Origin of the sequence: Mycobacterium sp. HUMS_12744610 (assembly GCF_041206865.1) — a bacterium.
In the GTDB taxonomy this organism is placed as follows: Bacteria; Actinomycetota; Actinomycetes; order Mycobacteriales; family Mycobacteriaceae; genus Mycobacterium; species Mycobacterium servetii.
The window spans coordinates 1,134,860-1,157,480 of sequence record NZ_JBGEDP010000001.1 but is presented as its reverse complement, the minus strand read 5'-3'; the positions used below and the strand labels follow the sequence as shown (position 1 = coordinate 1,157,480).

Sequence of the window (22,621 nt, the reverse complement as noted above, 5' to 3'; positions counted from 1 at the left end):
GTTCACTCCGATTGCTCCGATTTCTTCAGCGCCCACTGACCAGTAAACGACGGCTCCCGCCGCTCGGCGAAGGCGGCATAGGCGGCGGGCACGTCCACGGTGGCGAAGTTGACGATCTGAGCGCGGGCCTCGTTGGCCAGCGCGTCGCGCATGGTGCGGTCGGCGCCCTCGTTGAGCAGGGCCTTGGTCTGGGCCAGTGCGACGGGCGGGCCGGCCGCCAGCCGCCCGGTCAGGTCCTCGACGAACGCGTCGATCTCGGCGGAGGGCACCACCCAGGTCACCAGGTTCAGGTCGTGCGCCTCGGCGGCGCCGATCGTCTCGGCGAGCAGCGCCAGCCGCTTGGCCTGCTGCAGGCCGACCAGTCTGGGCAACAGCCACGAACCCCCGAGGTCGATCGACAGGCCGCGCTTGGAGAAGATCTGGCAAAACGTCGATTCCGGCGTCGCCACCACCAGGTCGCAGCCCAGCGCCAGGTTCCAGCCCGCGCCGACGGCGACGCCGGTCACCTTGGCGACCGTGGGAACCGGCAGCTCGTGCAGCGCCAGCGCCACATCGGTCAGGCGCTGCAGCTTGTCGCGGGGGTGGACGTCGTCGCGAACGGAGATGTCGGCGCCGGAACAGAAGCTGCCGCCGGCGCCGGTGAGCACCAGTGCGCGCACGCCGCGGTCCCTGCCTGCCGCGTCGAGCGCGTCGCGCAGCGCGACCCACAACTCGGGGTCGATCGCGTTCTTGCGGTGCGGACGGTTCAGCGTCAACGTGCGCACGCCGCCGCGATCCGCCGACAGCAGAACAGGATCCGTCATCTATGGGTCAATAGCTCCGCGGCAGCTTCAACACGTTGGCCCCCAGGAAGTTCAGGATCATCTCCTGGCTGACCGGCGCGATCTTCATCAGCCGGGCCTCACGGAAGTAGCGGGCGATGTGATACTCCTCGGAATAGCCCATGCCGCCGTGGGTCTGCAACGCGCGGTCGGCGGCGGTGAAGCCGGCGTCGGCGCACAAATATTTCGCGGTATTCGCCTCGCGGCCACAGGGTTTCCCGTTGTCGTAGAGCCACGTGGCCTTGCGCAACATCAGCTCGGCGGCGTCGAGGCGGGCCAGCGAGTCGGCGAGCGGGAACTGCAGACCCTGGTTCATCCCGATGGGCCGGCCGAAGACCTCGCGCTCGTTGCCGTACTTCACCGCTTTGGCGAGCGCCACCCGGCCGATGCCGAGGGCCTCGGCCGCGATCAGCATCCGTTCCGGGTTGAGGCCGTCGAGGATGTACTTGAAGCCCTTCCCCTCCTCGCCGACTCGGTCCTCGACCGGCACTTCGAGGTTGTCGATGAACAACTCGTTGGAGCTGACAGCGTTGCGGCCCATCTTGCGGATCGGGCGGATATCGACGCGGCTGCGGTCGAGGTCGGTCAGGAACAGCGTCATGCCGTCGGTCTTCTTGACGACTTCGTCGTAACTCTGGGTGCGCGTCAGCAACAGGATCTTCTCAGACTCCATGGCTTTGGAGATCCAGACCTTGCGGCCGTTGACGATGTAGCGGTCACCGTCGCGCTTGGCGAACGTGGTGATGCGCGACGTGTCGAGCCCGGCACCCGGTTCGGTCACCCCGAAGCAGACATGGGTTTCACCGGTCGCGACGCGCGGCAGCGTGCGCGCCTTGAGCTCGTCGGAGCCGTGCACCACCACCGGTTGCATCCCGAAGATCGACAGGTGGATCGAACTGGCCGCGTTCATGGCGCCGCCGGATTTGGCGACCTCCTCGAGCAGGATGGTGGCTTCGGTGATGCCCAGGCCGTGACCACCGTATTCGGTGGGGATCGTCATGCCCAGCCAGCCGCCGTCGGCGATGGCGCGGTAGAACTCCGCCGGGAATTCGTGCGCCTGGTCTTTTTCCATCCAGTACTGGTCGTCGAACTTAGACGCCAACTCGGCGACGGATCGGCGGATCAGCTCCTGGTCTTCGGTCAGCTCGAAATTCATCCCAGCGCCGGGCACTGCGGGTTCTCCTTTCGTCGAAATGCACCGGCGCACAGGCATTCCGGCGATATGGTGGTCAGTCCTTGTTGCCGGTCAGGGCTTTCGCGTTGGCCGCGAAGTCCGCGAACGACGAGCCGCCGCGGCTGTCCTTGGCGTGGCCCTTCGCCTTGATCGATACGTCGTGCCCCTCGGCGGCCCGGCGCAGCGCGCCGACCGTCGCCTGCTCGCGCGAAATATGGGTGAACGGGTCGAACGAGTACCAGCGCATCGCGTTCTCGTACGCCATCTTGTTGATCTCGTCGTCCGGAACGTCGTTGATGGACAACACATCCCACAACTCTTCGGGCGCACCCGGCCACATCGAGTCGCTGTGCGGGTAGTCGGCCTCCCAGCAGATGTTGTCGATGCCGATCATGTTGCGCAACGCGACGCCGACCTTGTCGCTGATGAAGCAGGTCAGGAAGTGCTCGCGGAAGACCTCGCTGGGCAGCTTGCCGCCGAAGTTCTGGTGCGTCCAGGCGGAGTGCATCTCGTAGGTGCGGTCCGCCCGTTCCAGGAAGTACGGGATCCAGCCCGTGCCACCCTCGGACAGCGCGATCTTGAGGTCCGGGTACTCCTTGATCGGCCGCGACCACAGCAGGTCCGCGGCGGCCTGCACGATGTTCATCGGCTGCAGCGTGATCATCACGTCCATCGGCGCATCGGGCGCCGTGATCGCCAGCCGGCCCGAGGACCCGATGTGCACGTTCATCACGGTGTTGGTGTCGCACAGGGCCTTCCACAGCGGGGCCCAGTACTCGTTGTGGAAGCTGGGGTAGCCCATCGCGGCCGGGTTCTCGGTGAAGGTCAGCGCGTGCACGCCCTTCTTCGCGACCCGCCGCACCTCTTTGGCGCACTCCTCGGCGTCCCAGATCACCGGGATCGCCATCGGGATGAATCGCGCCGGGTACGCCCCGCACCACTCGTCGATGTGCCAGTCGTTGTAGGCCTGCACCAGCGCGATCGAGAACTCCGGGTCATCGGTGGCGAACAGGCGGCCGGCGAAGCCTGGAAAGGAGGGAAAACAGATCGAGGCCAGGATTCCCCCGGCGTTCATGTCTTTGACGCGTTCGTCGACGTTGTAGCAACCGGGCCGGATCTCGTCGAGGCCCGTCGGCTCGATGCCGTACTCCTCCTTGGGCCGGCCGGCGACCGCGTTGAGCGCGACGTTGGGGATCACGGTGTCGCGGAACTTCCACATGTCCGAGCCGTCGGGGTTGTGCACCAACCGGGGCGCGTCGTCCAGATATTTCTGGGGCAGATGGTTCTTGAACATGTCGGGCGGCTCGACGGTGTGGTCGTCGACGCTGATCAGGATCATGTCGTCTTTGTTCATGGCCGCTCCCGCTCCCCGTGCAAGCCTCGGCGGATCGCCCGCCGGGCACCGACGTCACTAGTGTGAAAACTAGCTTCTCGCGAAGTGAGAATCAACATCCCCGACCGCCGCGCGATCCCCGCCGGTTCCTCCGGCGCAGCCCACGGCGGGTGCTCCGACGCAGCTAAACGCCAGGATTGACCGGACGGCCGAATCGTGCAAATCTATTGGTTGGAAATGAGAATATGATTCTCTTTGTCCGAGAGGAGACTGCCGGTGCGCGTGCGGCCACTACCCGCCGACGAGTGGGACGAGGCTGTCCGGACGTCGCTGTCCGTCATGCTGGCACCGGAACGGTGCAACCCCGAGGACGCCGGCAACCTGATGGCCACGCTGGCGCGCCACCCGAAGCTGGCGCGTTCCTATCTGCGGTACAGCGGCTACCTGCTGTACGGCTCCAGCCTGCCGGCGCGCGTCCGCGAGCTGGCGATCCTGCGGGTGGCCCACCGGCGCGACTGCGCCTACGAATGGTCACACCACGTCAGGATGGGCAAGGAAGCGGGGCTCTCCGACGCCGAGATCGCCGCTGCCCGGACCGGCGAGATGGCCGACGGGTTCGACCGCGCCGTGATCGACGCCGTCGACGAGCTCGACGAGAAGTCCGACGTGTCGGACCGGACATGGGCCGCCCTGTGCGAGCGGCTCGACGAACAACAACGCATGGATTTGATCTTCACGATCGGTGGCTACGCCGCACTGGCGATGGCCATCAACGCCTTCGGCGTCGAAGTCGATTGAGACCAGAAAGAAGGGCAACCAAGGTGGCACACTTCCCCAAGCCGGCCGCTGGGAGCTGGACGGAGAACTATCCCGAACTGGGCACCGCACCGGTCGACTACAGCGATTCGATCGACCCGGCGTTCTTCGAAGCCGAGCGCGAGGCGATCTTCAAGCGGACGTGGCTCAACGTCGGGCGGGTCGAGCGGCTGCCCAAGACGGGCAGCTACTTCACCAAGGAACTGCCGTCGGCGGGGCCCGGAATGTCGGTGATCGTGGTCAAGACCAGGGACGGCTCCGTCAAGGCCTTTCACAACATGTGCCGCCATCGCGGAAACAAGCTGGTGTGGAACGACTTCCCGCACGAGGAGACCTCGGGCACCTGTCGGCAGTTCACCTGCAAGTACCACGCCTGGCGCTACAGCCTGGACGGCGAGCTCACCTTCGTCCAGCAGGAGGACGAGTTCTTCGACGTCGACAAGAGCCAGTACGGCCTGGTGCCCGTGCGCTGCGAGGTGTGGGAGGGCTTCATCTTCGTCAACCTCGACAACAACGCGGCACCGCTCACCGACTACCTCGGGCCGCTGGCCAAGGGCATCGAGGGCTACCCCTTCGGCGAGATGACCGAGACCTACTCCTACCGAGCCGAGGTCGGCAGCAACTGGAAGCTGTTCATCGACGCGTTCGTCGAGTTCTACCACGCGCCGATCCTGCACCAGGGGCAGTACACCAAGGAAGAAGCGGCCAAGATCCAGAAGTACGGCTACGAGGCGCTGCACTACGAGGTGGCCAGCCCGCACAGCCTGCAGTCGACCTGGGGTGGTCAGGCGCCGCCCGCGGACATGTCCATGGTCAAGCCCCTGGATCGGGTGCTGCGCAGCGGGCTTTTCGGCCCCTGGGACAAGCCGGAGATCATCGAGAAGCTCGAGCTGCCGCCGGGAGTCAACGTGAAGCGGGTGCCGCAGTGGGGCATCGACTCGTGGCACTTCTTCCCGAACTTCATGCTGCTGATCTGGGAGCCCGGCTGGTACCTGACCTACCACTACTGGCCGACCGCCGTCGACAAGCACATCTTCGAGTGCTCGCTGTACTTCGTTCCGCCGCGCAACGCGAGGGAACGCCTCGCCCAGGAGCTGGCCGCGGTGACGTTCAAGGAGTACGCGCTGCAGGACGCCAACACGCTGGAGGCGACGCAGACCATGATCGGCACCAAGGTGGTCAAGGACTTCCTGCTGTGCGATCAGGAAGTCTTGATCCGCCATTTGCACAAGGTGACCGGGGATTATGTGAAGGAGTACCAGAACAATGGCGTTACCGTCTGAATTCGCCGACCTGGAGCCGTATCTGGACTGGGACCTGGCCACCGAGCCCGAGCGTTACGCCAAGCGGTTGGCCTCGACGATGGCCGAGATGCAGGGCTTCTACGACGCCGCATTTCCTCGTCTGAACGACGTGATCGCCTACTGTGACAAGTATCCGCTGGAAGATCTGCCGGAGGACGCGAAGACGCTCATGCACATGATGCAGTCGTTGGTGATGGTGTCGTTCCCAATCGAAGCGTGGAAGCAGCCGCGGGTGCCCGACAGCGGGGCCGCGTGGGTGGAGTGCATCCGCGAACCGGTGATCTAACCGGTGTTGACGCTCAAGGCCGCCGGGCTCCTCGACGTCGACGCCGGCGAGATCGTTCGCCCCGGAATCCTGCGGATCGACGGCGACCGGATCGTCGGCGTCGGCGGCGATGTCGAGGGCGATCTGATCGATCTCGGCGAAGCGATCCTGCTGCCCGGGCTGATGGACATGGAGGTCAACCTGCTGATGGGCGGGCGCGGGGAGAAGCCCGGCCTGTCCATGGTCCAGGATGATCCGCCCACCCGGATGCTGCGCGCCGTCGGCAACGCACGGCGCACCCTGCGCGCCGGGTTCACCACGGTGCGCAACCTCGGCCTGTTCGTCAAGACCGGCGGGTACCTGCTCGACGTCGCGCTGGCCCGGGCGATCGAGGCGGGCTGGATCGACGGGCCGCGGGTCGTGCCGGCCGGACACGCCATCACGCCAACCGGCGGGCACCTGGACCCCACGATGTTCGCGGCGTTCGCACCGCACGTGCTGGACCTGACGGTCGAGGAGGGCATCGCCAACGGCATCGACGAGATCCGCAAGGCGGTGCGCTACCAGATCAAGCACGGCGCCGAGCTGATCAAGGTCTGCTGCTCTGGCGGGGTCATGTCCCTGACGGGTCCTCCCGGCGCGCAACACTATTCGGACGAGGAGCTGTGCGCGATAGTCGACGAGGCGCACCGCCGAGGACTGCGAGTCGCGGCACACACGCACGGCGCCGACGCCGTGCGGCACGCCGTCGCGGCCGGCATCGACTGCATCGAGCACGGCTTTCTGATCGACGACGAGGCCATCGCGATGCTGGTCGAGCACGGCACGTTCCTGGTCAGCACCCGGCGCCTGGCCGACGGTGACGCGATGGACGTCTCGCACGCGCCTCCGGCGCTGCAGGCCAAGGCCGCCGAGATGTTCCCGAAGGCGCGCACCTCGATACTGGCCGCCTACGATGCGGGTGTGAAGATCGCCGTGGGCACCGACGCGCCCGCGATCCCGCACGGCCGCAACGCCGACGAACTCGTCACCCTGGTCAACTGGGGCCTGCCGCCGCTGGCGGTGTTGCGGGCCGCGACGGTGACCGCCGCGGAGCTGATCAACTCGGTCGACCTGGGACGGCTGGCCGAGGGCCAACTCGCCGACATCATCGCCGTGCCCGGAAATCCGTTGGACGACATCACCGTTACCCAGCACGTCGGCTTCGTCATGAAAGGCGGCAAGGTCTATGTCGACACGGCCATCCAGAACTGACGATCTCGTCGAGATCCAGCAGCTGCTGGCCCGCTACGCGGTCACCATCACCCAGGAGGACATCGACGGCCTTGTCGGCGTCTTCACACCCGACGGCACCTACAGCGCCTTCGGCGAAACTTACAGCCTGGCCCGATTTCCCGAATTGGTGGCCGCCGCGCCGAAGGGGCTGTTCCTGACCGGGACCGCGGCGGTCGAGCTCGACGGCGATTCGGCCAGCGGGACCCAGCCGCTGTGCTTCATCGACCACGCCACCCACGACATGCGCATCGGCTACTACCGCGACACCTACTCCCGGACACCTGCCGGGTGGCGGCTGAAAACCCGCGCCATGACGTTCATCCGACGCAGCGGCGTGCACGACTCCGGGCGCCCGCATGCCATCGGGCGTCCCGCGGGCGACGGCGCAACGACAGCGCGGTGAATGTCGAGGAGTTCCGCGCGGGCCTGCGCGCATGGCTCGACGACAATGACCTGACCCCCGGGCCGGATCACACGCTGCAGGGCCACATGACGCAGATGGCCCGGGTCAGCCGGGCGCTCTACGACGCCGACTGGATGCGCTACGGCTGGCCGGTGCAAGTCGGCGGACTGGGTGGCCCCGCGGTGCTGCGCGCGATCGTCGGCGAGGAGGTGGTCGGGCGCCGGCTGGCCGAACCCGGCCCGTATTCGATGCTCGAGGTGCTCGCGCCCACCATGATCGACTACGCCCCGGCCGAACTCGCCGCGGAGATAGTGCCGCGCCTGCTCAGCGGCCAAGAGCACTGGTGTCAGGGCTTTTCCGAACCGGGCTCCGGCAGCGACCTGGCCTCGCTGAGCACCCGTGCCGTCGCCGACGGGGACAACTGGATCGTCAACGGCCAGAAGGTGTGGACCAGCTTTGCGCAGTTCTCCACCCGCTGCGTCCTGCTGACCAGGACCGCGCCGGGTCACGACGGCATCACCGCGTTCTTCGTCGACCTGGACACCCCCGGCATCACCATCCGGCCGCTCCGCACGATGCACGGGGTCGACGAGTTCTGCGAGGTGTACTACGACGACGTGGTGATACCCGGCAGCCGCATGCTCGGCCGCCCCGGGGACGGCTGGCGGCTGGCGATGGACCTGCTCCCCTACGAACGTTCCACCTGCTTCTGGCAGCGCATCGCCTACCTGTACGCACGGTTCGACGAACTCATCGCCGAGGCACGCGAGCCCGACGAATCCGCGCTCGGCGCAGCCTATCTGGCGCTGCACACGTTGCGCTGCCGGTCTCGCGGCACCCAGCATCGGCTGCGCGACGGGGCGCGGCTGGGGCCGGACACCTCCGTCGACAAGGTGCTGCTGGCGGGCGCCGAACAACGCCTTTACGACACCGTCCGCGACCTGCTGCCCGGAACCCTCGAACTCGACGACACGCCGTGGCGGTCGGAGTACCTGTACTCGCGCGCGGCGACCATCTACGGCGGCACGGCCGAGATCCAGCGCAACATCATCGCCCGCCGGCTGCTGGACCTCGGGAAGGAGTGACGTGGCCGACTTCACCGATCCCGAGTCACTGGCGCTCCTGACCGACTCGCTGCGCACCACGATGGCCGCGGCCTCGGGCGCCGAGCTCGACGCGGCCCTGGCCGGCCTCGGCTGGTTCGACATGCTCGACGAAATGCCAGACCTGGCAGTCCCGTTGGTGTTCCGGCTGCTCGGTGAGACGGGCGCGCACGCCCCGGTGCTCAACGACGTGATGCTGCGGGCGTCGGGGGGCGCGCCCGGGGGGCGTCTGCCGCTGCCGTTCGCGGGCGGCTCCTGGGTGACGTGGGAACGTGACGACGGCCCGACTACGGCGCTCGACGGCGAACTGCCGATACACCGGGCGCCACACGCGGATCCACTGCCCGGTGCCGCCCTGGGCGCTGGCCGGCTGGCGGTGGGGTGGTGGCTGGTCGGCTCCAGCCGGGCCATGCTCTCGCTGGCGCGCCGGCACGCCCTGGACCGCGTCCAGTTCGGCCGGCCCATCGGCTCGTTCCAGGCGATCCGGCACCGGCTGGCCGAGACGCTGGTCGCGATCGAGGGCGCCGAGGCGACCCTGCAGGCCGCCCCGGGCGCCCCGGACGATCCCGGCGGGCTGGCCGCCCTGCTGGCCAAGGCCGCGTCGGGCCAGGCGGCGCTGACCGCCGCGCGGCACTGCCAGCAGGTGCTGGGCGGCATCGGCTTCACCGCCGAGCACCAACTGCACCGTCATATCAAGCGGTCGCTGATCCTGGACGGCCTGCTCGGCAGCGCCCGGGAACTGACGCGGGAGGCCGGAGCGGCGTTGCGGGCCAACGGGTTCGCGCCCCGGCTGGCACAGCTGTAGCGCGTTTAGCAGCATCCGTCACGCCCGTAGCTGCGGGGTGGGGTGTGGCTTTGTGCCCGCCCTCGCAGCGACAAATTCGTGTCGGTGGGCAGTTGTCGCTGTGAGGCGGGCACAAAGCCACACCTAAACTTCCGGTGACACGAGGGAATTACGGGGCGCATGTGACGTCGCGCGACGCGACGGCCGCCGGCTCGCGAGACTAGTTGCGCGGCAGACCGAGCACTCGTTCGGCGATGATGTTGCGCTGGATCTCCGACGTGCCGCCGGCAATGGTTGCGGCGAACGAGCGCGCGTAGCGGTCGAACCAGCCGCGGTAGTGGCTGTCCAGGTTCAGCGGCGCGAACGGGGCGGTGACCGCGCGGGCCGCCAGCCCGTCGGGTCCCGCGGCGTGCAACGCGTCCTCGCCGGCGCGCTGCAGGGCCTCCGAGCCCAGGAGCTTGAGCACCGACTGGGCGGGGACGTCTTCCTCGCCGCGCGCGGCGCGCGCCAGGGCCGCCGAGCCCAGCAGCCGCAGCGCGTAGGCATCCATCACGAGGGTGGCGTAGCCATCCCGCTGCAGCGGCCCCGCGGGGCTGAAATCGATTGTCATCTCGTGCAAAAGGTCGACGTATCCCATCCAGAGCATGACGCGTTCGTGGCCCAGGGAACCGGTTGCCACCCGCCAGCCCTCGTTGAGCCCACCCACCAGATTCTCGGCCGGCACGCGCGCGTCGGTGAAGAACACCTCGTTGAAGTCGACCTCGTCGCCGTCACACATCGACGCGAACGGGCGGCGCACCACACCCGGGGTGTCGGTCGGGATCAGCAGCACGCTGATGCCCTTGTGCTTGGGCGCGTTCGGATCGGTCCGCACGAACGCCAGCAGCACGTCGGCGTCGTGGGCGCCCGATGTCCACACCTTCTGCCCGTTGACCACGAAATGGTCGCCGTCCAGCACGGCCCGCGTCTTCAGCGACGCCAGGTCCGATCCCGCCCCGGGTTCGCTCATGCCCAGCGACGCGGTGATCTCGGCACGCAGGATGGGTACGGCCCACCGCCGCTGCTGCTCCGGAGTGCCGAACGACAGCAACGACGCCGCGACGATGCCCACGCCCTGCGGGTTGAAGCTGTGGTAGATGCGCCGCCGACCGAGTTCCTCCCGGTAGACGTATTGCTGCAACAAGGTGGCGTTGCGGCCCCCGAACTCCGGCGCATTGCCGGGCAGCAGCCACCCGTTGTCGAACAGCAGCCGCTGCCAGCGGCGCGCCCACTCGGGGATGTGCGAACTGGACCGCGGACGCTCGAACGCCTCGGCGTCCGAGGGCAGATGCGCGTCCAGGAAGGCCACGAATTCGGCGCGGAAGGCCTCGACGTCGGCGTCGAAAGTCAGCTGCACAACACTCCCCGGGGATTATGGCGGTCGCAGAAAACCGGTAGATCAAGGTTTCCACCTACCCGGCGGTAGCCTCTTGACGATTCCGCTTCCAAAGATACGACTGAGAGAATACTATTCTCGTTGATAGGAAGTTACAATCTCCGACACGTCTTCCGTGAGGGGGTCGAGCGCAGCGATGTCACGGCGTTCTCCGGTAGAGTCCAATCATGTTCTCCCCCCGCGGCAATCGTCCGAGCCGCCCGTGACCAGCCCGAGCGAAGAACCGGCCTGGAAGCAGCGGGCCGTCGAGCGGTCGATCAAAACCGCGAAACTGCGTGCGGCGCAGCGTGTTCAGCGCTTCCTTGACGCCGCGCAGGCGATCATCATCGAAAAGGGCAGCACGGACTTTACCGTCCAGGAGGTCGTGGACCGGTCGCGCCAGTCGCTGCGCAGCTTCTACCTGCAGTTCGACGGGAAGCACGAGTTGCTGCTCGCGCTGTTCGAGGACGCGTTGAGCCGGTCGGCCGAACAGATCCGCGCCGCCACGGAAAGCCACACCGACCCGTTAGAGCGGCTCAAGGTGGCGGTCGAGCTGTTGTACGAGGCCTCGCGTCCCGACCCGACGGCCAAGCGCCCCCTGTTCACCGACTTTGCCCCCCGGTTGCTGGTGACACATCCGGCAGAGGTCAAGGTCGCCCACGCGCCGTTGCTCGCGTTGCTGACCGAGCTCATGGAAGCCGCCTGCGACGCAGGCAAGTTGCGCACCGGCATCAATCCCAAGCGGATGGCCGCGATGACCATGCAGACCGTCATGTTCATCGCACAATCCAGCGGCGGTTCCGACGACGCGACGACCCACCCCATCACCGCCGACGAGGTATGGGACTTCTGCTCGCGCGGCTTCGTCGGCTGACGCCGGCCCCTCATCACACCTGACGATGTGAGCACATCGCGAACGAAATTTGCGTTGCGAGAATATGGTTCTCTAATATTCAGAACCACAAATATCAGAAATGAGTCCGTCATTGACACCCGCTGGGGGCGATGACAGAGTTCAGGTGCGGCACGATGCGATCCCGGGGGAAGGAATCGAGGCAGACATGGCTGGACGTGTTGAGGGCAAAGTCGCTTTCGTCACCGGTGCGGCGCGCGGCCAGGGCCGCAGTCACGCGGTGCGGTTGGCGCAGGAAGGCGCCGACATCATCGCCGTCGACATCTGCAAGCCCATCCGCGACGGCGTCACCGACACCGCGATCCCGGCGTCCACGCCCGAGGACCTCGCGGAGACCGCCGACCTGGTCAAGGGCCACAACCGCCGGATCGTCACGGCCGAGGTCGACGTTCGCGACTACGACGCGCTGAAGGCCGCGGTGGACGGCGGCGTCGAGCAACTCGGCCGGCTCGACATCATCGTGGCCAACGCCGGGATCGGCAACGGCGGCGACACGCTGGACAAGACCAGCGAAGAAGACTGGACCGAGATGATCGACATCAACCTGGCCGGGGTGTGGAGACCGTGAAAGCCGGTGTGCCGCATCTGTTGTCCGGGGGGCGTGGCGGTTCGATCGTGTTGACCAGCTCCGTGGGCGGGCTCAAGGCCTACCCGCACACCGGTCACTACGTCGCCGCCAAGCACGGGGTCGTGGGACTGATGCGGGCATTCGCGGTGGAGTTGGGGCAGCACATGATCCGCGTCAACTCCGTGCACCCGACCCACGTCAAGACTCCGATGCTGCACAACGAGGGCACCTTCAAGATGTTCCGCCCCGACCTGGAGAACCCGGGTCCCGACGACATGGCGCCGATCTGCCAGATGTTCCACATGATGCCGATCCCGTGGGTGGAGCCGGTGGACATCAGCAATGCGGTGCTGTTCCTGGCCTCCGACGAAGCCCGCTACGTCACCGGCGTGACCCTGCCCGTCGATGCGGGTGGCTGCCTGAAATAGGGCCGGCGCTCACCGTCCGTCCGGTGCCCACTAGATTCGCCGAGATGGACGTTCTGCAGGGCATCTCTCGCACTTTTCCTGCGAAATGTCGATGTGACGGATGTCGGTGAGGTCGATGTGGCGATGAATGGATTCGAAGGGCGTAAGGCCGTCGTCACGGGCGGCGCGAGCGGGATCGGGTTGGCGACGGCGATCGAGTTCGCCCGCCGGGGCGCCGGCGTCGTGCTCGCCGACGTCGACAAACCCGCGCTGGAGCAGGCGGTGGCGCGGCTGCGCGACGAAGGATTCGAGGCCCACGGCATCACGTGCGACGTCCGCCACCTCGACGAGATGGTGAATCTCGCCGACGAGGCGTTCCGCCTCCTCGGCGGCGTCGACGTCGTGTTCAGCAACGCCGGCATCGTGGTCGCGGGACCGCTCGCGCAGATGAGCCACGACGACTGGCACTGGGTGATCGACATCGACCTGTGGGGCTCCATCCACGCCGTGGAGGCGTTCCTGCCGAGGCTGATCGAGCAGGGCACGGGCGGACACATCGCCTTCACCGCATCCTTCGCCGGCCTGGTCCCCAACGCGGGTCTGGGAGCGTACGGGGTCGCCAAGTACGGCGTCGTCGGCCTGGCCGAAACGCTGGCCCGCGAGGTCAAGCCCAACGGGATCGGTGTCTCGGTGTTGTGCCCGATGGTCGTGGAGACCAAGCTGGTCGCCAACTCCGAACGCATCCGCGGCGCGGACCATGCGATGTCGTCGTCCCCGGAGGCGACGCTGCCCGTGGAGGACGACACCCTGGGCGTCGAGGACATCGCGCGGCAGACGGCCGACGGGATCGCGGCCAACCGCCTGTACATCCTGCCGCACGGGGCCGCCCGCGCGTCCATCCGCCGCAGGTTCGAGCGCATCGACCGCACCTTCGACGAACAGGCCGCGGAAGGCTGGCGGCACTAGCCCGATTGCCCGACTCCTCCCCGGGCTGCGCCAGCCCGCATCGTCGTCGGGCTAACCCGATCGCCCGGCGGCCCCAAGCGGTAGTCGCCGGTCTGCGGGTCGTGGTACCAGCCGCCGGCGGCGTGGGTGCCGCCGTCGACGTGCAGTGTCTGCCCGGTCAGGTAGGCCGACATGTCCGAGGCCAGAAAGACTGCGGCGCCGGCGATTTCGTCGACGTGGCCGGGCCGCCCCAGCGGGACGATGTTGCCCGTCCTGGCCAGGGCCGCGTCACCGCCGAGGCGTGCCAATCCTTCGGTGAGCGTGATGTCGGGGGCGATCGCGTTGACCCGGATCCCGTGCGGCGCCAGCTCCAGCGCCGCGGTTTGGGTGTAGTTGATGACGCCCGCCTTGGCCGCCGCGTACGCCGCGTAGCCCGGTGCGGCGCGCACGCCCTCGATCGAGGTCACCGAGATGACGCTGCCGGGCAGCCCCGCCGACACCAGCCGCCGAGCGACCCGCTGCGTGCACAGCAGCACGTGCCGCAGGTTGGCCTTGTAGAGTGCGTCCCAACCGTTTTCGCTGGTTTCCAGCAGCGGTGAGGAGAACACGCCACCGGCGTTGTTCACCAGGATGGTCACGGGCCCGAGTTCGTCGGTCGTGCGCTGCAGCGCGGCGTCGACCTGTTCGCCGTCCCGGACGTCGGTCTCGACGCCCAGCGCGCCAAGCGATTCCGCCGCCTGCGCACAGGTTTGGGGGTCGCGTTCCCAGATGGCGACCGACGCGCCGAACGCGGCCATGCCGGCCGCGATGCCGCGTCCGATACCGGCTCCCCCGCCGGTTACCACCGCGACGCGGCCGGTGAGCAGGATGTCCGAGGGATCGATCGCCATAGCGGCTAGCCCCCCGCGCCCATCGCGGGTGCCCCGCCGATCACGCCGTCGGCCTCCAACCCGGCGATCTCCGAGTCGGTCAGGCCCAGCTCCGCCAGCAGTTCCCGGTTGTGCTGACCCAGCAGCGGCGCATGAGCGGTGTGCAACCTCTCAGGCCCGGCGGAGAACCTCATCGGCACGGTGCTGAGCCTAGCCGGACCCTTCACCGGGTGGTCGACCTCTTCGAAGAAGCCGCGGAATCCCAGCTGCTCGAGCTCCGTCTGGCGATGGGGTTGCATGACCTTGGCCACCGGCACACCGGCCTCCCACAACGTCGCCACGATGTCGTCGCGGCTGCGGTCGGCGCACCATGCGGCCAGCTGTCCGTCGACGAAATCGTGGTGGGCGCGCCGCCCCGCCGCCGTCGTCAGCTTCGGATCGGTTGCCCACGAAGGTGATCCGATGGCGCCGCACAGTTTCAGCCACTGCTCGTCGGTGGCCACGGCGATTGCGACCCAACTGTCGGGGCGCCCGAACTCGTCGATGTCGGCGGCGCGGTAGAGGTTCTGCGGCGCCGCCGTCGGTCCCCGGTTACCCGCGCGTTCCAGCAGCGCCCCGTACGCGGAGTGTTCGATGATCTGCTCGGCGGCGACGCTGAGCGCGGCATCCACCATCGCCGCCTCCACCAGCACGCCCTGGCCGGTGCGGCGGCGGTGCTCGAGCGCCAGCAGCAGCGCATTGAGGGAATGCATGCCCGCGTTGGGGTCACCGACCGAATAGGGATCGTAGGGGGTGCGGTCCGGATAGCCCGTCATCCAGCTCACGCCGGCCGCGGACTCGATGACATAGGCGAACGCCGGCTTGTCACGCCAGGGGCCGTCCAGGCCGAACCCGGGCATGCGCACCATGACGACGTCGGGCTTGATCGACTGGACCGCGGCGAAGTCCAGGCCGAGCTGGTCGAGCACCCGCGGCGTGAAGTTCTCCGCGATCACGTCGCAGGTTGCGACGAGCCGGCACAGCAACTCCCGCCCGCGCGCGCTCTGCAGGTCCAGCGTGAGCCCCTTCTTGTTGGTGTTCAACGCCGCGAAGATCGGGGACTGCTCCCACCATTGGTTTTCGGTGACCGGCACCCCGGCGATCAGCCGGGTGCCGTCGGGCCGGCGGGTGGATTCCACGTGAATCACCTCGGCGCCGAGCATGGCCAGGAAGTGCGTGCAGCAGGGGCCCGCCCAGAACGTCGTCAGGTCCAGCACCCGAAGCCCGCTGAGGGGCAGCCGGCGTGCCGGCGCGGTGGGCGTGGGGCGCGGGGCCGGTTCGGCGGATCGGTAGCGTGCCGTGTGCTCGCCCAGTCGCGGCGCCGGTTGGGGCGGGCGGAGCCGTGCGGGGCGCATGCGGTAGGGGTGGGCCGGCTGCAGGAACCCGTCGCGCGGGTTGGGCACGAACGAGCCGCGCTCCCGGAAGTGTTCCAGCGCGGCCATGTTCGCGCCGTTGGCGACCGGCGCGTTGGGGATCCGGAAGGCCGTGGCGAGTTCCAGGATGTCGTCGACGGTGTTGGTCTCGAACCACGCGTAGATGTCGTCGGCGTGCAGGGTCGCCTGCTCGGTGATGGTGAGGGGCGACGCCTCGTCGATCCACTCGGGGTGGCCGACCATCGCGCACAGGTCGAACCACTGCTGCGCCGTCCCGCAGCCGACGTCCACGAGTCCGTCCTTGGCGCGCGCCACCCCCGGGACGGTGACGCGCCGCGCGTCTCGCCATGGCCGCCCCAGCATTTCGAAGTAGGTGACGGGATAGTAGGTCAGCCCGAGGATCTGGGCCTCCAGCATCGACAGGTCGAGCAGCTGGCCGGCGCCGCAGTGTCGCGTGGCCAGCAGCGCCGCACTCGCATACACCCCGGCCAGATACTCCCCGACCTGTCCGCCGACGAACACCGGTGCGCGGTCCGGCTCGCCGCGCCCGAGGCCGACGATTCCGCCCGACCATGCCTGCAGCGTGAATTCGGTCGCTACCCGGTCCCGCCAGGGGCCCTCGAGGCCGAAGGGCGTGATCGACAGGACCGTCAGGTGGGGGTGGCGGAGATGGATCGCCGCGGGGCTGAAGTCTTGGCTGTCGGCAACTTTCGATCCGGCCGACCAGACCACCGCGTCGGCGGCCGCCAGCAGCCGGTCGACGAGTTCGACGTCGTCCCGGCCGGCGGGATCGGCGACCACGCTGTGTTTCGACCCGGCCAGGAAGGCGAACAGCGCGCCGTCACCGCCGGGTGGGATGACCGCGCCCGAGGACGACCAGGATCGCAGCGGATCACCTTCCGGCGATTCGACTTTGACGACGTCGGCGCCGCCGTCGGCGAGCAGCTTCGTGCAGTAGGCGCCCGCGATGCCCGAGGACAGCTCCACCACCGTGTAGCCCGCCAGCGGCGGTTCGGTATCAGCTTGCGCCACTACTGCTTCCGCTTCCGCGGGGCATTCTTCTTGGCGCCCGCCTTCATGCGCCCGCTCTTGCTCAGACGCCAGTCCGGGGGGAACCTGCCGTCGTTGTCGTTGACCGCATCGCCCAGACCTCGTGCGAGGGCACCGTCGAGTGTGAACTCGTCGTCGGCGTCGGGGCGGACCAGCCCGCCCATCGACTCGAAGACGCCGCTGAGCATGCTACCCATGTACTCGCCCTGGAACTGCTTCATGATCTCGAAGAAGACCTTCTGCATGAACACCGTGTCGGTGGAGCGGTTGCGCGCGCACGCCAGCGCGTACTTCTCCACCTCCGCCTCGAGTTCGGCCCTGGGGACCACGCTGTTGAGGAAGTTGCAGTCGTACATCTCCTCGGCGGTGAAAGCCCTTCCGGTGAAGACCATTTCCTGGAACTTCCGGATCCCCATGGTCTGCGCCCACCACCACATCCGCGGGCCCCACCCGTAGTAGCGGAACGACGGGTGCCCGAACAGGGCGTCGTCGCTGGCGATCACCAGGTCCGCGTCGGCGGCCTGATAGAAGTGCCAGCCGTAGCAGTAGCCCTTGACCTCGAGGATGCTGATCTTCTTGAAGTCCTGCAGGCCGCGTATCCCGGAGTTGGGGTTGGCATACCACTGGCCGAGAGTGGCGCCGCGCCGCAACGATCCCTGCGGGGGGTACCTGACCTCGTCGGCGCCGAGCCGGAACTCGGCGAGACGCGGGCCCTGGTCCTCGGACCTCTGCGCCGACATGGCCTCGGGGAGATCCGCGCCGGAGCCCAGGTCCTCCCCCGCTCCCCGCACCACCAGCACCTTGACGTCGTCGTCGATGGACGCCCGGTGCAAGAGGTCGGCGTAGCGCACCCGGGCCGCGATGGTCGGCGCGTTGAGATGGTCGGGCCGGTCGAAGGTGATCGTGGCGATGCGGGTCTTGGCGTCCTTGCGGTAGCGGATGATCTTGTCGGCCGGCGGGCCGGGCTTGGCGGCCATCGCTATTCGCGCCAGGACGGGCTCGAGGTCAGCACCTCGTGGCCGTCGTCGGTGATCAGCACGGCTTCGCGCCCGAACACCGCCCCGACCCCCTGTTCCCAGACGTAACCCGTCACGGCCAGCACCATTCCCGGCTCCAGGTGTTCGCGGGTCGCGGTTTCGGGTAGGTGCGGGGAGACGACGGGCGGATCGAATCCCATGCCCAGCCCTCGCGCGACCGGCATGGGCGGCGCCTGCTCGCCCGCGGCCCGATAGGCCGCCAGCAGTTCGGCGGCCCCCGCCCCCGGCCGACATGCCGCTAACAGCTTGTCCCACAGCCGTTCCGAACGCCGGCGCAACGGCCCGGCGTCGCCGGCAGCCCCTGCGGGCCAGGTTCGCCCCACCTCGCCCATGTAGCCGCCGGCGAGCACGCCGGCCGAGAACGCCACCAGGTCGCCGTCGTTCACGCGGCCATCGCCACCGACCCGCCGCCACGGGTGATCACGCGACGTCGCCCAGGCGAATTCCTGGTTCGCGGGGGTCGCCACGCCGCCGCCCGCCATGGCTTCCAGCATGACGCCGGCCAGGGTCTGTTCGCGCACTCCCGGGTGCAGCTCGGCCACCGCGGCGGCCAAACCCGACTCGGCCTTGGCGATCGCCTCCCGCACCGCGGCCACCTCCTCGGCGGTCTTGATCCGCCGGGCGGCGCGCATGGCGAGCTCGCCGTCGACCAACGTCGCGTTGGGAAACGCCGTCGGCAGCAGCTGCGCGAAAGCCGGTGACAGCGCGTCGGTGCCGACGCGGCGCGCGGTGGCCGCACCGTCGATGCGCCGCAGCACCGCCATGGTGTTCGCCGGATTCCACGAGATGCCGTACAGGTTCTCGTGGGGGATGTCGTCGGGGACGCCTTCGTCCCAGGTGCTCAGCAGGTGAACGGCGCCGGTCGCGCGCACCAGCACACACGACGGGCCGAAGGGCCGGGTCCCGGCGACCCACAGCTGCGGTGTGCCGGTGACGTAGCGGACGTTGGCCTGCCGGCCGAGGACCAGGACGTCGAGGTCGTGTGCCGCCATCTGGTCCAGCACTCGCCGGCGGCGCCCCGAGCGCAGCGCGCGCTCGTCGGGGCAGACTTCAACCGACATGGGGGCCATAGGGGGTGTAGGGGTAGTCGGTCAAGCGGATCGAACCCTCCTCGGTGATCACCACGACCTCTTCGCTGCGGTAGCCGCCGGTGCCGTCTTCCCACACCACGGGCTCGAGCACCAGCACCATGCCGGACTGCAGGACGAAGTCGTCATCGAATTCCTGCCCGAGATCGGTTCCGATCATGGGCATTTCGGCCGCGTTCACGCCGATCCCGTGGCCGAGGTAGAAGTGGGGCAGCCAGGGCCGGGTGCCGCCGTTGGCCGCGGTGGCGGCCCTGCCGAGATCGCCGGCGGTCGCGCCGGCCCGGGCCACCCCCTCGACGGCGGTCATGATCTGCTGCCATTTCTCGAACTGCGCCTGCTGGCGTGGCGTGGGTGCGCGACCGACGATCCAGGTCCGCCCGAAGTCGGAGCAGTAGCCACGGTAGGTGATGCTGACGTCGGTCCACAGCACGTCGCCCTCGGCCAGCTCACGCTCCGTGGTCAGCAGCGGCAGTGCCAGATCGCCGTGTGTGGTCCACACGCCCTCGGCCTTGCTGTGCGGCATCACCTGCCAGATCGGCTCCAGCATGCTGGCCATCGCCCCGAGCTCGAAGGCCCGCCGCAAAAAGCGCGCCGACAGCTCGATTTGGCGGATGCCGGGGGCCAGCGACTTGTGGACGTCGACCATCGCCTCGTCGGTGATCCGGACCGCGGTGCGGATGCAGGCCAGTTCGTCCGGGGTCTTGACCACCTTGGCGGCACCGACGATCGCGGCGGCGTCGGCGGGAGCGCCGCCGCCGAACAACGACTTCCCGGCACGCGACATGGCCCCGGTGCACTCGTCGACGGCGATCACGGCCCCGGCCGGCACCAGGTCGGCCAGTTGACGCGCGAAAGTGGCGACGCCCTCGTCGAATTCGAGGTAGACAGGGCCGTGGAGGTGGTCGGCGGGCAACTCCGACTCGTGCGCGACGCCCTCCCGGTACGGCAGGAACAGATGCGGCCACTCGTCGTCGGCGAGGACCACGGCCAGCGGCCGCTCGACATAGGACAACCCGGCGTCGCCGAGCGGCCAGCTGGTCCCCGTGGCATAGACCACCGTGTTGTTGCCGAGCAACACCATCGCGTCCACACCGCGTTCGGTCATCGCCGAGCGCAGGCGCGCCCCGGTCTCCCGGCGCAGGCGGGCGAAGTCGGGGGTGTCGGGGATGGCCAGGCCCGCGCCGCAGGGGCGAGCGTCGTCACTCCAGCCCCAGGAATCGGGTGACGTTGCCGCTGACGATCTTCGCCGCGTCAGCCGGCCCGACCGCGTCGACGACCGCCGCCAGGGATTTCTCCGAATAGCCGTAGGTGCTCTCGTTGTGCGGGTAGTCGCTGGACCACATCACCTTGTCGACGCCGATCTTGTCGATCAGCTGCAGACCCAGCGGGTCGACCATGAACGACGCCATCATGTGCGTGTCCCAGTAGTACCGCACGTCGTGCTGCAGCGGCCGGTTGAACATGTGCCGGTAGGAGGCCACCAGGTGCTCGGCGTCCTGCAGCGCCCACGGCACCCACGCGATCCCGCCCTCGAACCAGCCGATCCGCAGGCCCGGGTGGTCATCGAGGATGCCGCCGAAGATGTACTTGGAGAACGTCTCCCGGAATCCGTCGATGTTGATCATCATCCCCACGACGACGCTGTTGAACTCGCACGGGCTCTTCGGCGGGGTTTCGCCGATGTGGTGGGTGAGCGGCAGCCCGGCGGCTTCGATCTCGTCCCACACGGCCCGCATGGACGTGCTGGCATAGTCGATCGGGTTTCCGTCGTCGTCCTTGCCGGGGTTCAGGGGCATCAGGAACGTCTTGATGCCCAACGACTTCAGCTCTTCGAGGGTCTTGCGGGTGCCCGTGGGGTCCCACCAGTTGATCAGTCCGGCGCCGTAGAAGCGGCCACCCGAGCGCTCCTGCAGCTCCGCGATGTAGTCGTTGTAGATGCGGAACGTCAGTTCGCGCAACGCCTTGTCCGGGTAGTGGAACAGCGCCAGTACCGCGTTGGGGAAGGCCAGTTCCTTGTCGACGCCGTCGTCGTGCAGTTCGGCGATGCGCGCCTCGATGTTGGTGCTCGCGGCCCCCGGCAGGTCGTCGTACTGCATCAGCACCGCGCTGAAGTCGCCGGGCAGGAACGACTGGCCCTTGCGCCCGACCTGGTAGGCGCCATCCTCGTACCAGATCCGCGGCGCCTTGTCCTTGAGGTCGTCGGGGAACCGCTCGTAGAAGATGTCGGAGGCCAAGGAGATGTGGTTGTCCGCGGAGAACACCACGGTGCCCTCGGGCAGGCCCACGTCGACGCCGCCGGCGTGGCCATGGCGATCCTTCGGTGCGCCGAAGCCTTCGGGAGGATAGAGCGAGACTGGGCTGGTTGTTGTCATCGTTGACCTTCCTTCGGGAGCGGGGCTACCAGGTGACCGGCAGTTCGTAGACGCCGTAGGCCAACCGGTCGTGCTTGAACGGCACCTCCTCGATCGGGACGGCGAGCGAGAGCGTGGGGATGCGGCGGAACAACGTTCGGTAGACGATCTGCAGCTCCGCACGAGCGAGCTGCTGACCCACGCACTGGTGTCTGCCGTACCCGAACGCGACGTTGCGATCCGCGCCCGAGCGGTGCAGGTACAGCCGGTCCGGTTCGGTGAAGGCATCGGCATCCCAGTTCGCCGGGGCCAGGTCGATGATGATGCCTTCTCCGGCGCGGATGACCTCACCGGCGATGGCGATGTCTTCCAGGGCGACGCGGCGCTGTCCGTTCTGGATGATGCTGAGGTACCGCAACAGTTCCTCGACCGCGTTGGCCACGATCTTGGGGTCCGCGGCATCGCGGATCACGGGCACCTGCTCCGGATTCGCCAGCAGGGCAAGGACACCCAGCCCGATCATGTTCGAGGTGGTCTCGTGTCCGGCGATCAGCAGGCCGGTCCCGAGCTGGGCGGCCTCCTTGACGGTGAGCTCGCCCGCCCTGACCCGCTCGCCCAGATCGGACACCGCGTCCTCGCCGGGGTTCTCCATCTTGGCCTCGACCAGCCGGGCGAGGTAAGCGTTCAGGCTCATCGCACCCTTGGCGGTGTCCTCGCCGGTCGCGTAGCGCGCGAGCCCGACGGTGGCATGCTCCTGGAACATCTCGGCATCCTCGTAGGGCACCCCGAGCAGTTGGCTGATCACCAGCGACGGCACCGGCAGGGCCAGCGCGGCGACCAGGTCGGCGGGTCGCGGTCCGGCCAGCATCGCGTCGATGTGGTCGTCGGTGATCTGCTGGATGGTCGGGCGCAAGCCCTCGACCCGCTTGAACGTGAAGGGTTTCGACAGCATGCGGCGGAACCGGGTGTGCTCCTCGCCGTCGGCGGTGAACACCGATCGCGGCCGCTTGTGCACCGTGGACAACATGCCCGCGTTCCAGTGCGGGAAGCCGGGCACCCGGTCGTCGACGCTGACCCGAGAGTCGGAGAACAGCTCGCGCACTTCCTCGTAGCCGGTGACGAGCCACGGCGTGCTGCCGTCCCAGATGCGGACCCGGGACAGCGGCGCGGCCGCCGCGAGCGCCATGACATCCGGCGGCGGGGCGAACGGGCAGCCCGCCTCCCGCGCCATCGGATATTCCGGTATGCCCGAATCGATTTCGGTCCCTGCGGTCAGCGTGTCCGACATG

General features: G+C 68.2%; 20 protein-coding genes and 1 pseudogene. 10 read left to right on the top strand and 11 right to left on the bottom strand.

Features of this window, described 5'->3' with window-relative positions; genetic code table 11:
- Positions 1-2: 2 nt before the first annotated feature.
- The 3 genes from AB8998_RS05835 to AB8998_RS05825 all read right to left on the bottom strand — a co-directional run bounded on the left by AB8998_RS05835 (position 3) and on the right by AB8998_RS05825 (position 3,349).
- Positions 3-803: an enoyl-CoA hydratase/isomerase family protein gene (locus tag AB8998_RS05835; RefSeq protein WP_369737018.1), complete on the bottom strand. Its 801-nt coding sequence runs from the start codon at positions 801-803 to the stop codon at positions 3-5.
- A gap of 7 nt (positions 804-810) precedes the next feature.
- A complete protein-coding gene (locus AB8998_RS05830) occupies positions 811-1,977 on the bottom strand; it encodes an acyl-CoA dehydrogenase family protein (RefSeq protein WP_369741440.1) in 1,167 nt (388 codons plus the stop codon).
- Positions 1,978-2,050: 73 nt separating this feature from the next.
- Entirely contained in the window at positions 2,051-3,349 is a 1,299-nt protein-coding gene (locus tag AB8998_RS05825) for an amidohydrolase family protein (protein ID WP_369737017.1), read from the bottom strand.
- 255 nt (positions 3,350-3,604) lie between these two features.
- On the opposite strand from AB8998_RS05825, the gene AB8998_RS05820 reads away from it, so the two are divergent.
- The 7 genes from AB8998_RS05820 to AB8998_RS05790 all read left to right on the top strand — a co-directional run bounded on the left by AB8998_RS05820 (position 3,605) and on the right by AB8998_RS05790 (position 9,299).
- Positions 3,605-4,126: a carboxymuconolactone decarboxylase family protein gene (locus AB8998_RS05820; RefSeq protein ID WP_369737016.1), complete on the top strand. Its 522-nt coding sequence runs from the start codon at positions 3,605-3,607 to the stop codon at positions 4,124-4,126.
- Positions 4,127-4,149: 23 nt separating this feature from the next.
- Positions 4,150-5,427, top strand: coding sequence for an aromatic ring-hydroxylating oxygenase subunit alpha (locus tag AB8998_RS05815; protein WP_369737015.1), 1,278 nt, complete (start codon positions 4,150-4,152; stop codon positions 5,425-5,427).
- Positions 5,411-5,734 (top strand): hypothetical protein, encoded by a 324-nt coding sequence (locus AB8998_RS05810; protein WP_369737014.1) that lies wholly within the window; start codon positions 5,411-5,413, stop codon positions 5,732-5,734. Before AB8998_RS05815 ends, AB8998_RS05810 begins: the two co-directional genes overlap by 17 nt.
- A 3-nt stretch (positions 5,735-5,737) precedes the next feature.
- Complete coding sequence (locus tag AB8998_RS05805) at positions 5,738-6,967, top strand: metal-dependent hydrolase family protein (RefSeq protein ID WP_369737013.1); 1,230 nt, start codon at positions 5,738-5,740, stop codon at positions 6,965-6,967.
- Positions 6,942-7,391 (top strand): nuclear transport factor 2 family protein, encoded by a 450-nt coding sequence (locus tag AB8998_RS05800; protein WP_369737012.1) that lies wholly within the window; start codon positions 6,942-6,944, stop codon positions 7,389-7,391. The genes AB8998_RS05805 and AB8998_RS05800 overlap by 26 nt, the downstream gene beginning before the upstream one ends.
- Positions 7,388-8,476 carry an acyl-CoA dehydrogenase family protein gene (locus AB8998_RS05795; protein ID WP_369737011.1) on the top strand — a complete coding sequence of 363 codons (1,089 nt, stop codon included), beginning with the start codon at positions 7,388-7,390 and terminating at the stop codon, positions 8,474-8,476. Before AB8998_RS05800 ends, AB8998_RS05795 begins: the two co-directional genes overlap by 4 nt.
- 61 nt (positions 8,477-8,537) lie before the next feature.
- On the top strand, positions 8,538-9,299 hold the full coding sequence (locus AB8998_RS05790; protein WP_369741439.1) for an acyl-CoA dehydrogenase family protein: 762 nt from the start codon (positions 8,538-8,540) through the stop codon (positions 9,297-9,299).
- A gap of 199 nt (positions 9,300-9,498) precedes the next feature.
- On the opposite strand, the gene AB8998_RS31675 is transcribed toward AB8998_RS05790, so the two are convergent.
- Positions 9,499-10,674 (bottom strand): acyl-CoA dehydrogenase family protein, encoded by a 1,176-nt coding sequence (locus AB8998_RS31675; RefSeq protein WP_369737010.1) that lies wholly within the window; start codon positions 10,672-10,674, stop codon positions 9,499-9,501.
- A gap of 241 nt (positions 10,675-10,915) precedes the next feature.
- Here AB8998_RS31675 and AB8998_RS05780 point away from each other — a divergent pair, with 241 nt between their 5' ends.
- From AB8998_RS05780 to AB8998_RS05770, 3 genes and pseudogenes are all read left to right on the top strand, one after another.
- The gene (locus AB8998_RS05780; RefSeq protein WP_369737009.1) at positions 10,916-11,566 is read left to right on the top strand and encodes a TetR/AcrR family transcriptional regulator; all 651 of its coding nucleotides are present in this window, start codon (positions 10,916-10,918) and stop codon (positions 11,564-11,566) included.
- A 187-nt stretch (positions 11,567-11,753) separates the two neighbouring features.
- Positions 11,754-12,601: pseudogene (locus AB8998_RS05775) on the top strand (mycofactocin-coupled SDR family oxidoreductase).
- Positions 12,602-12,724: 123 nt separating this feature from the next.
- A complete protein-coding gene (locus AB8998_RS05770; protein WP_369741438.1) occupies positions 12,725-13,546 on the top strand; it encodes an SDR family NAD(P)-dependent oxidoreductase in 822 nt (273 codons plus the stop codon).
- Here the strand turns inward: AB8998_RS05770 and AB8998_RS05765 are convergent.
- From AB8998_RS05765 to AB8998_RS05735, 7 genes are all read right to left on the bottom strand, one after another.
- Positions 13,543-14,415, bottom strand: a complete 873-nt coding sequence (locus AB8998_RS05765) for an SDR family NAD(P)-dependent oxidoreductase (RefSeq protein ID WP_369737008.1) — start codon at positions 14,413-14,415, stop codon at positions 13,543-13,545. The genes AB8998_RS05770 and AB8998_RS05765 overlap by 4 nt on opposite strands.
- 5 nt (positions 14,416-14,420) lie before the next feature.
- Positions 14,421-16,838 (bottom strand): CaiB/BaiF CoA transferase family protein, encoded by a 2,418-nt coding sequence (locus AB8998_RS05760; protein ID WP_369737007.1) that lies wholly within the window; start codon positions 16,836-16,838, stop codon positions 14,421-14,423.
- The gene (locus tag AB8998_RS05755; RefSeq protein ID WP_369737006.1) at positions 16,838-17,833 is read right to left on the bottom strand and encodes an enoyl-CoA hydratase/isomerase family protein; all 996 of its coding nucleotides are present in this window, start codon (positions 17,831-17,833) and stop codon (positions 16,838-16,840) included. The genes AB8998_RS05760 and AB8998_RS05755 overlap by 1 nt, the downstream gene beginning before the upstream one ends.
- 2 nt (positions 17,834-17,835) lie before the next feature.
- Complete coding sequence (locus AB8998_RS05750; RefSeq protein WP_369737005.1) at positions 17,836-18,954, bottom strand: M24 family metallopeptidase; 1,119 nt, start codon at positions 18,952-18,954, stop codon at positions 17,836-17,838.
- The gene (locus tag AB8998_RS05745; RefSeq protein ID WP_369741436.1) at positions 18,944-20,155 is read right to left on the bottom strand and encodes a M24 family metallopeptidase; all 1,212 of its coding nucleotides are present in this window, start codon (positions 20,153-20,155) and stop codon (positions 18,944-18,946) included. Before AB8998_RS05745 ends, AB8998_RS05750 begins: the two co-directional genes overlap by 11 nt.
- A 25-nt stretch (positions 20,156-20,180) precedes the next feature.
- The gene (locus AB8998_RS05740) at positions 20,181-21,245 is read right to left on the bottom strand and encodes an amidohydrolase family protein (protein ID WP_369741435.1); all 1,065 of its coding nucleotides are present in this window, start codon (positions 21,243-21,245) and stop codon (positions 20,181-20,183) included.
- 133 nt (positions 21,246-21,378) lie between these two features.
- Positions 21,379-22,620 (bottom strand): cytochrome P450, encoded by a 1,242-nt coding sequence (locus AB8998_RS05735; RefSeq protein ID WP_369737004.1) that lies wholly within the window; start codon positions 22,618-22,620, stop codon positions 21,379-21,381.
- Position 22,621: the final 1 nt, after the last annotated feature.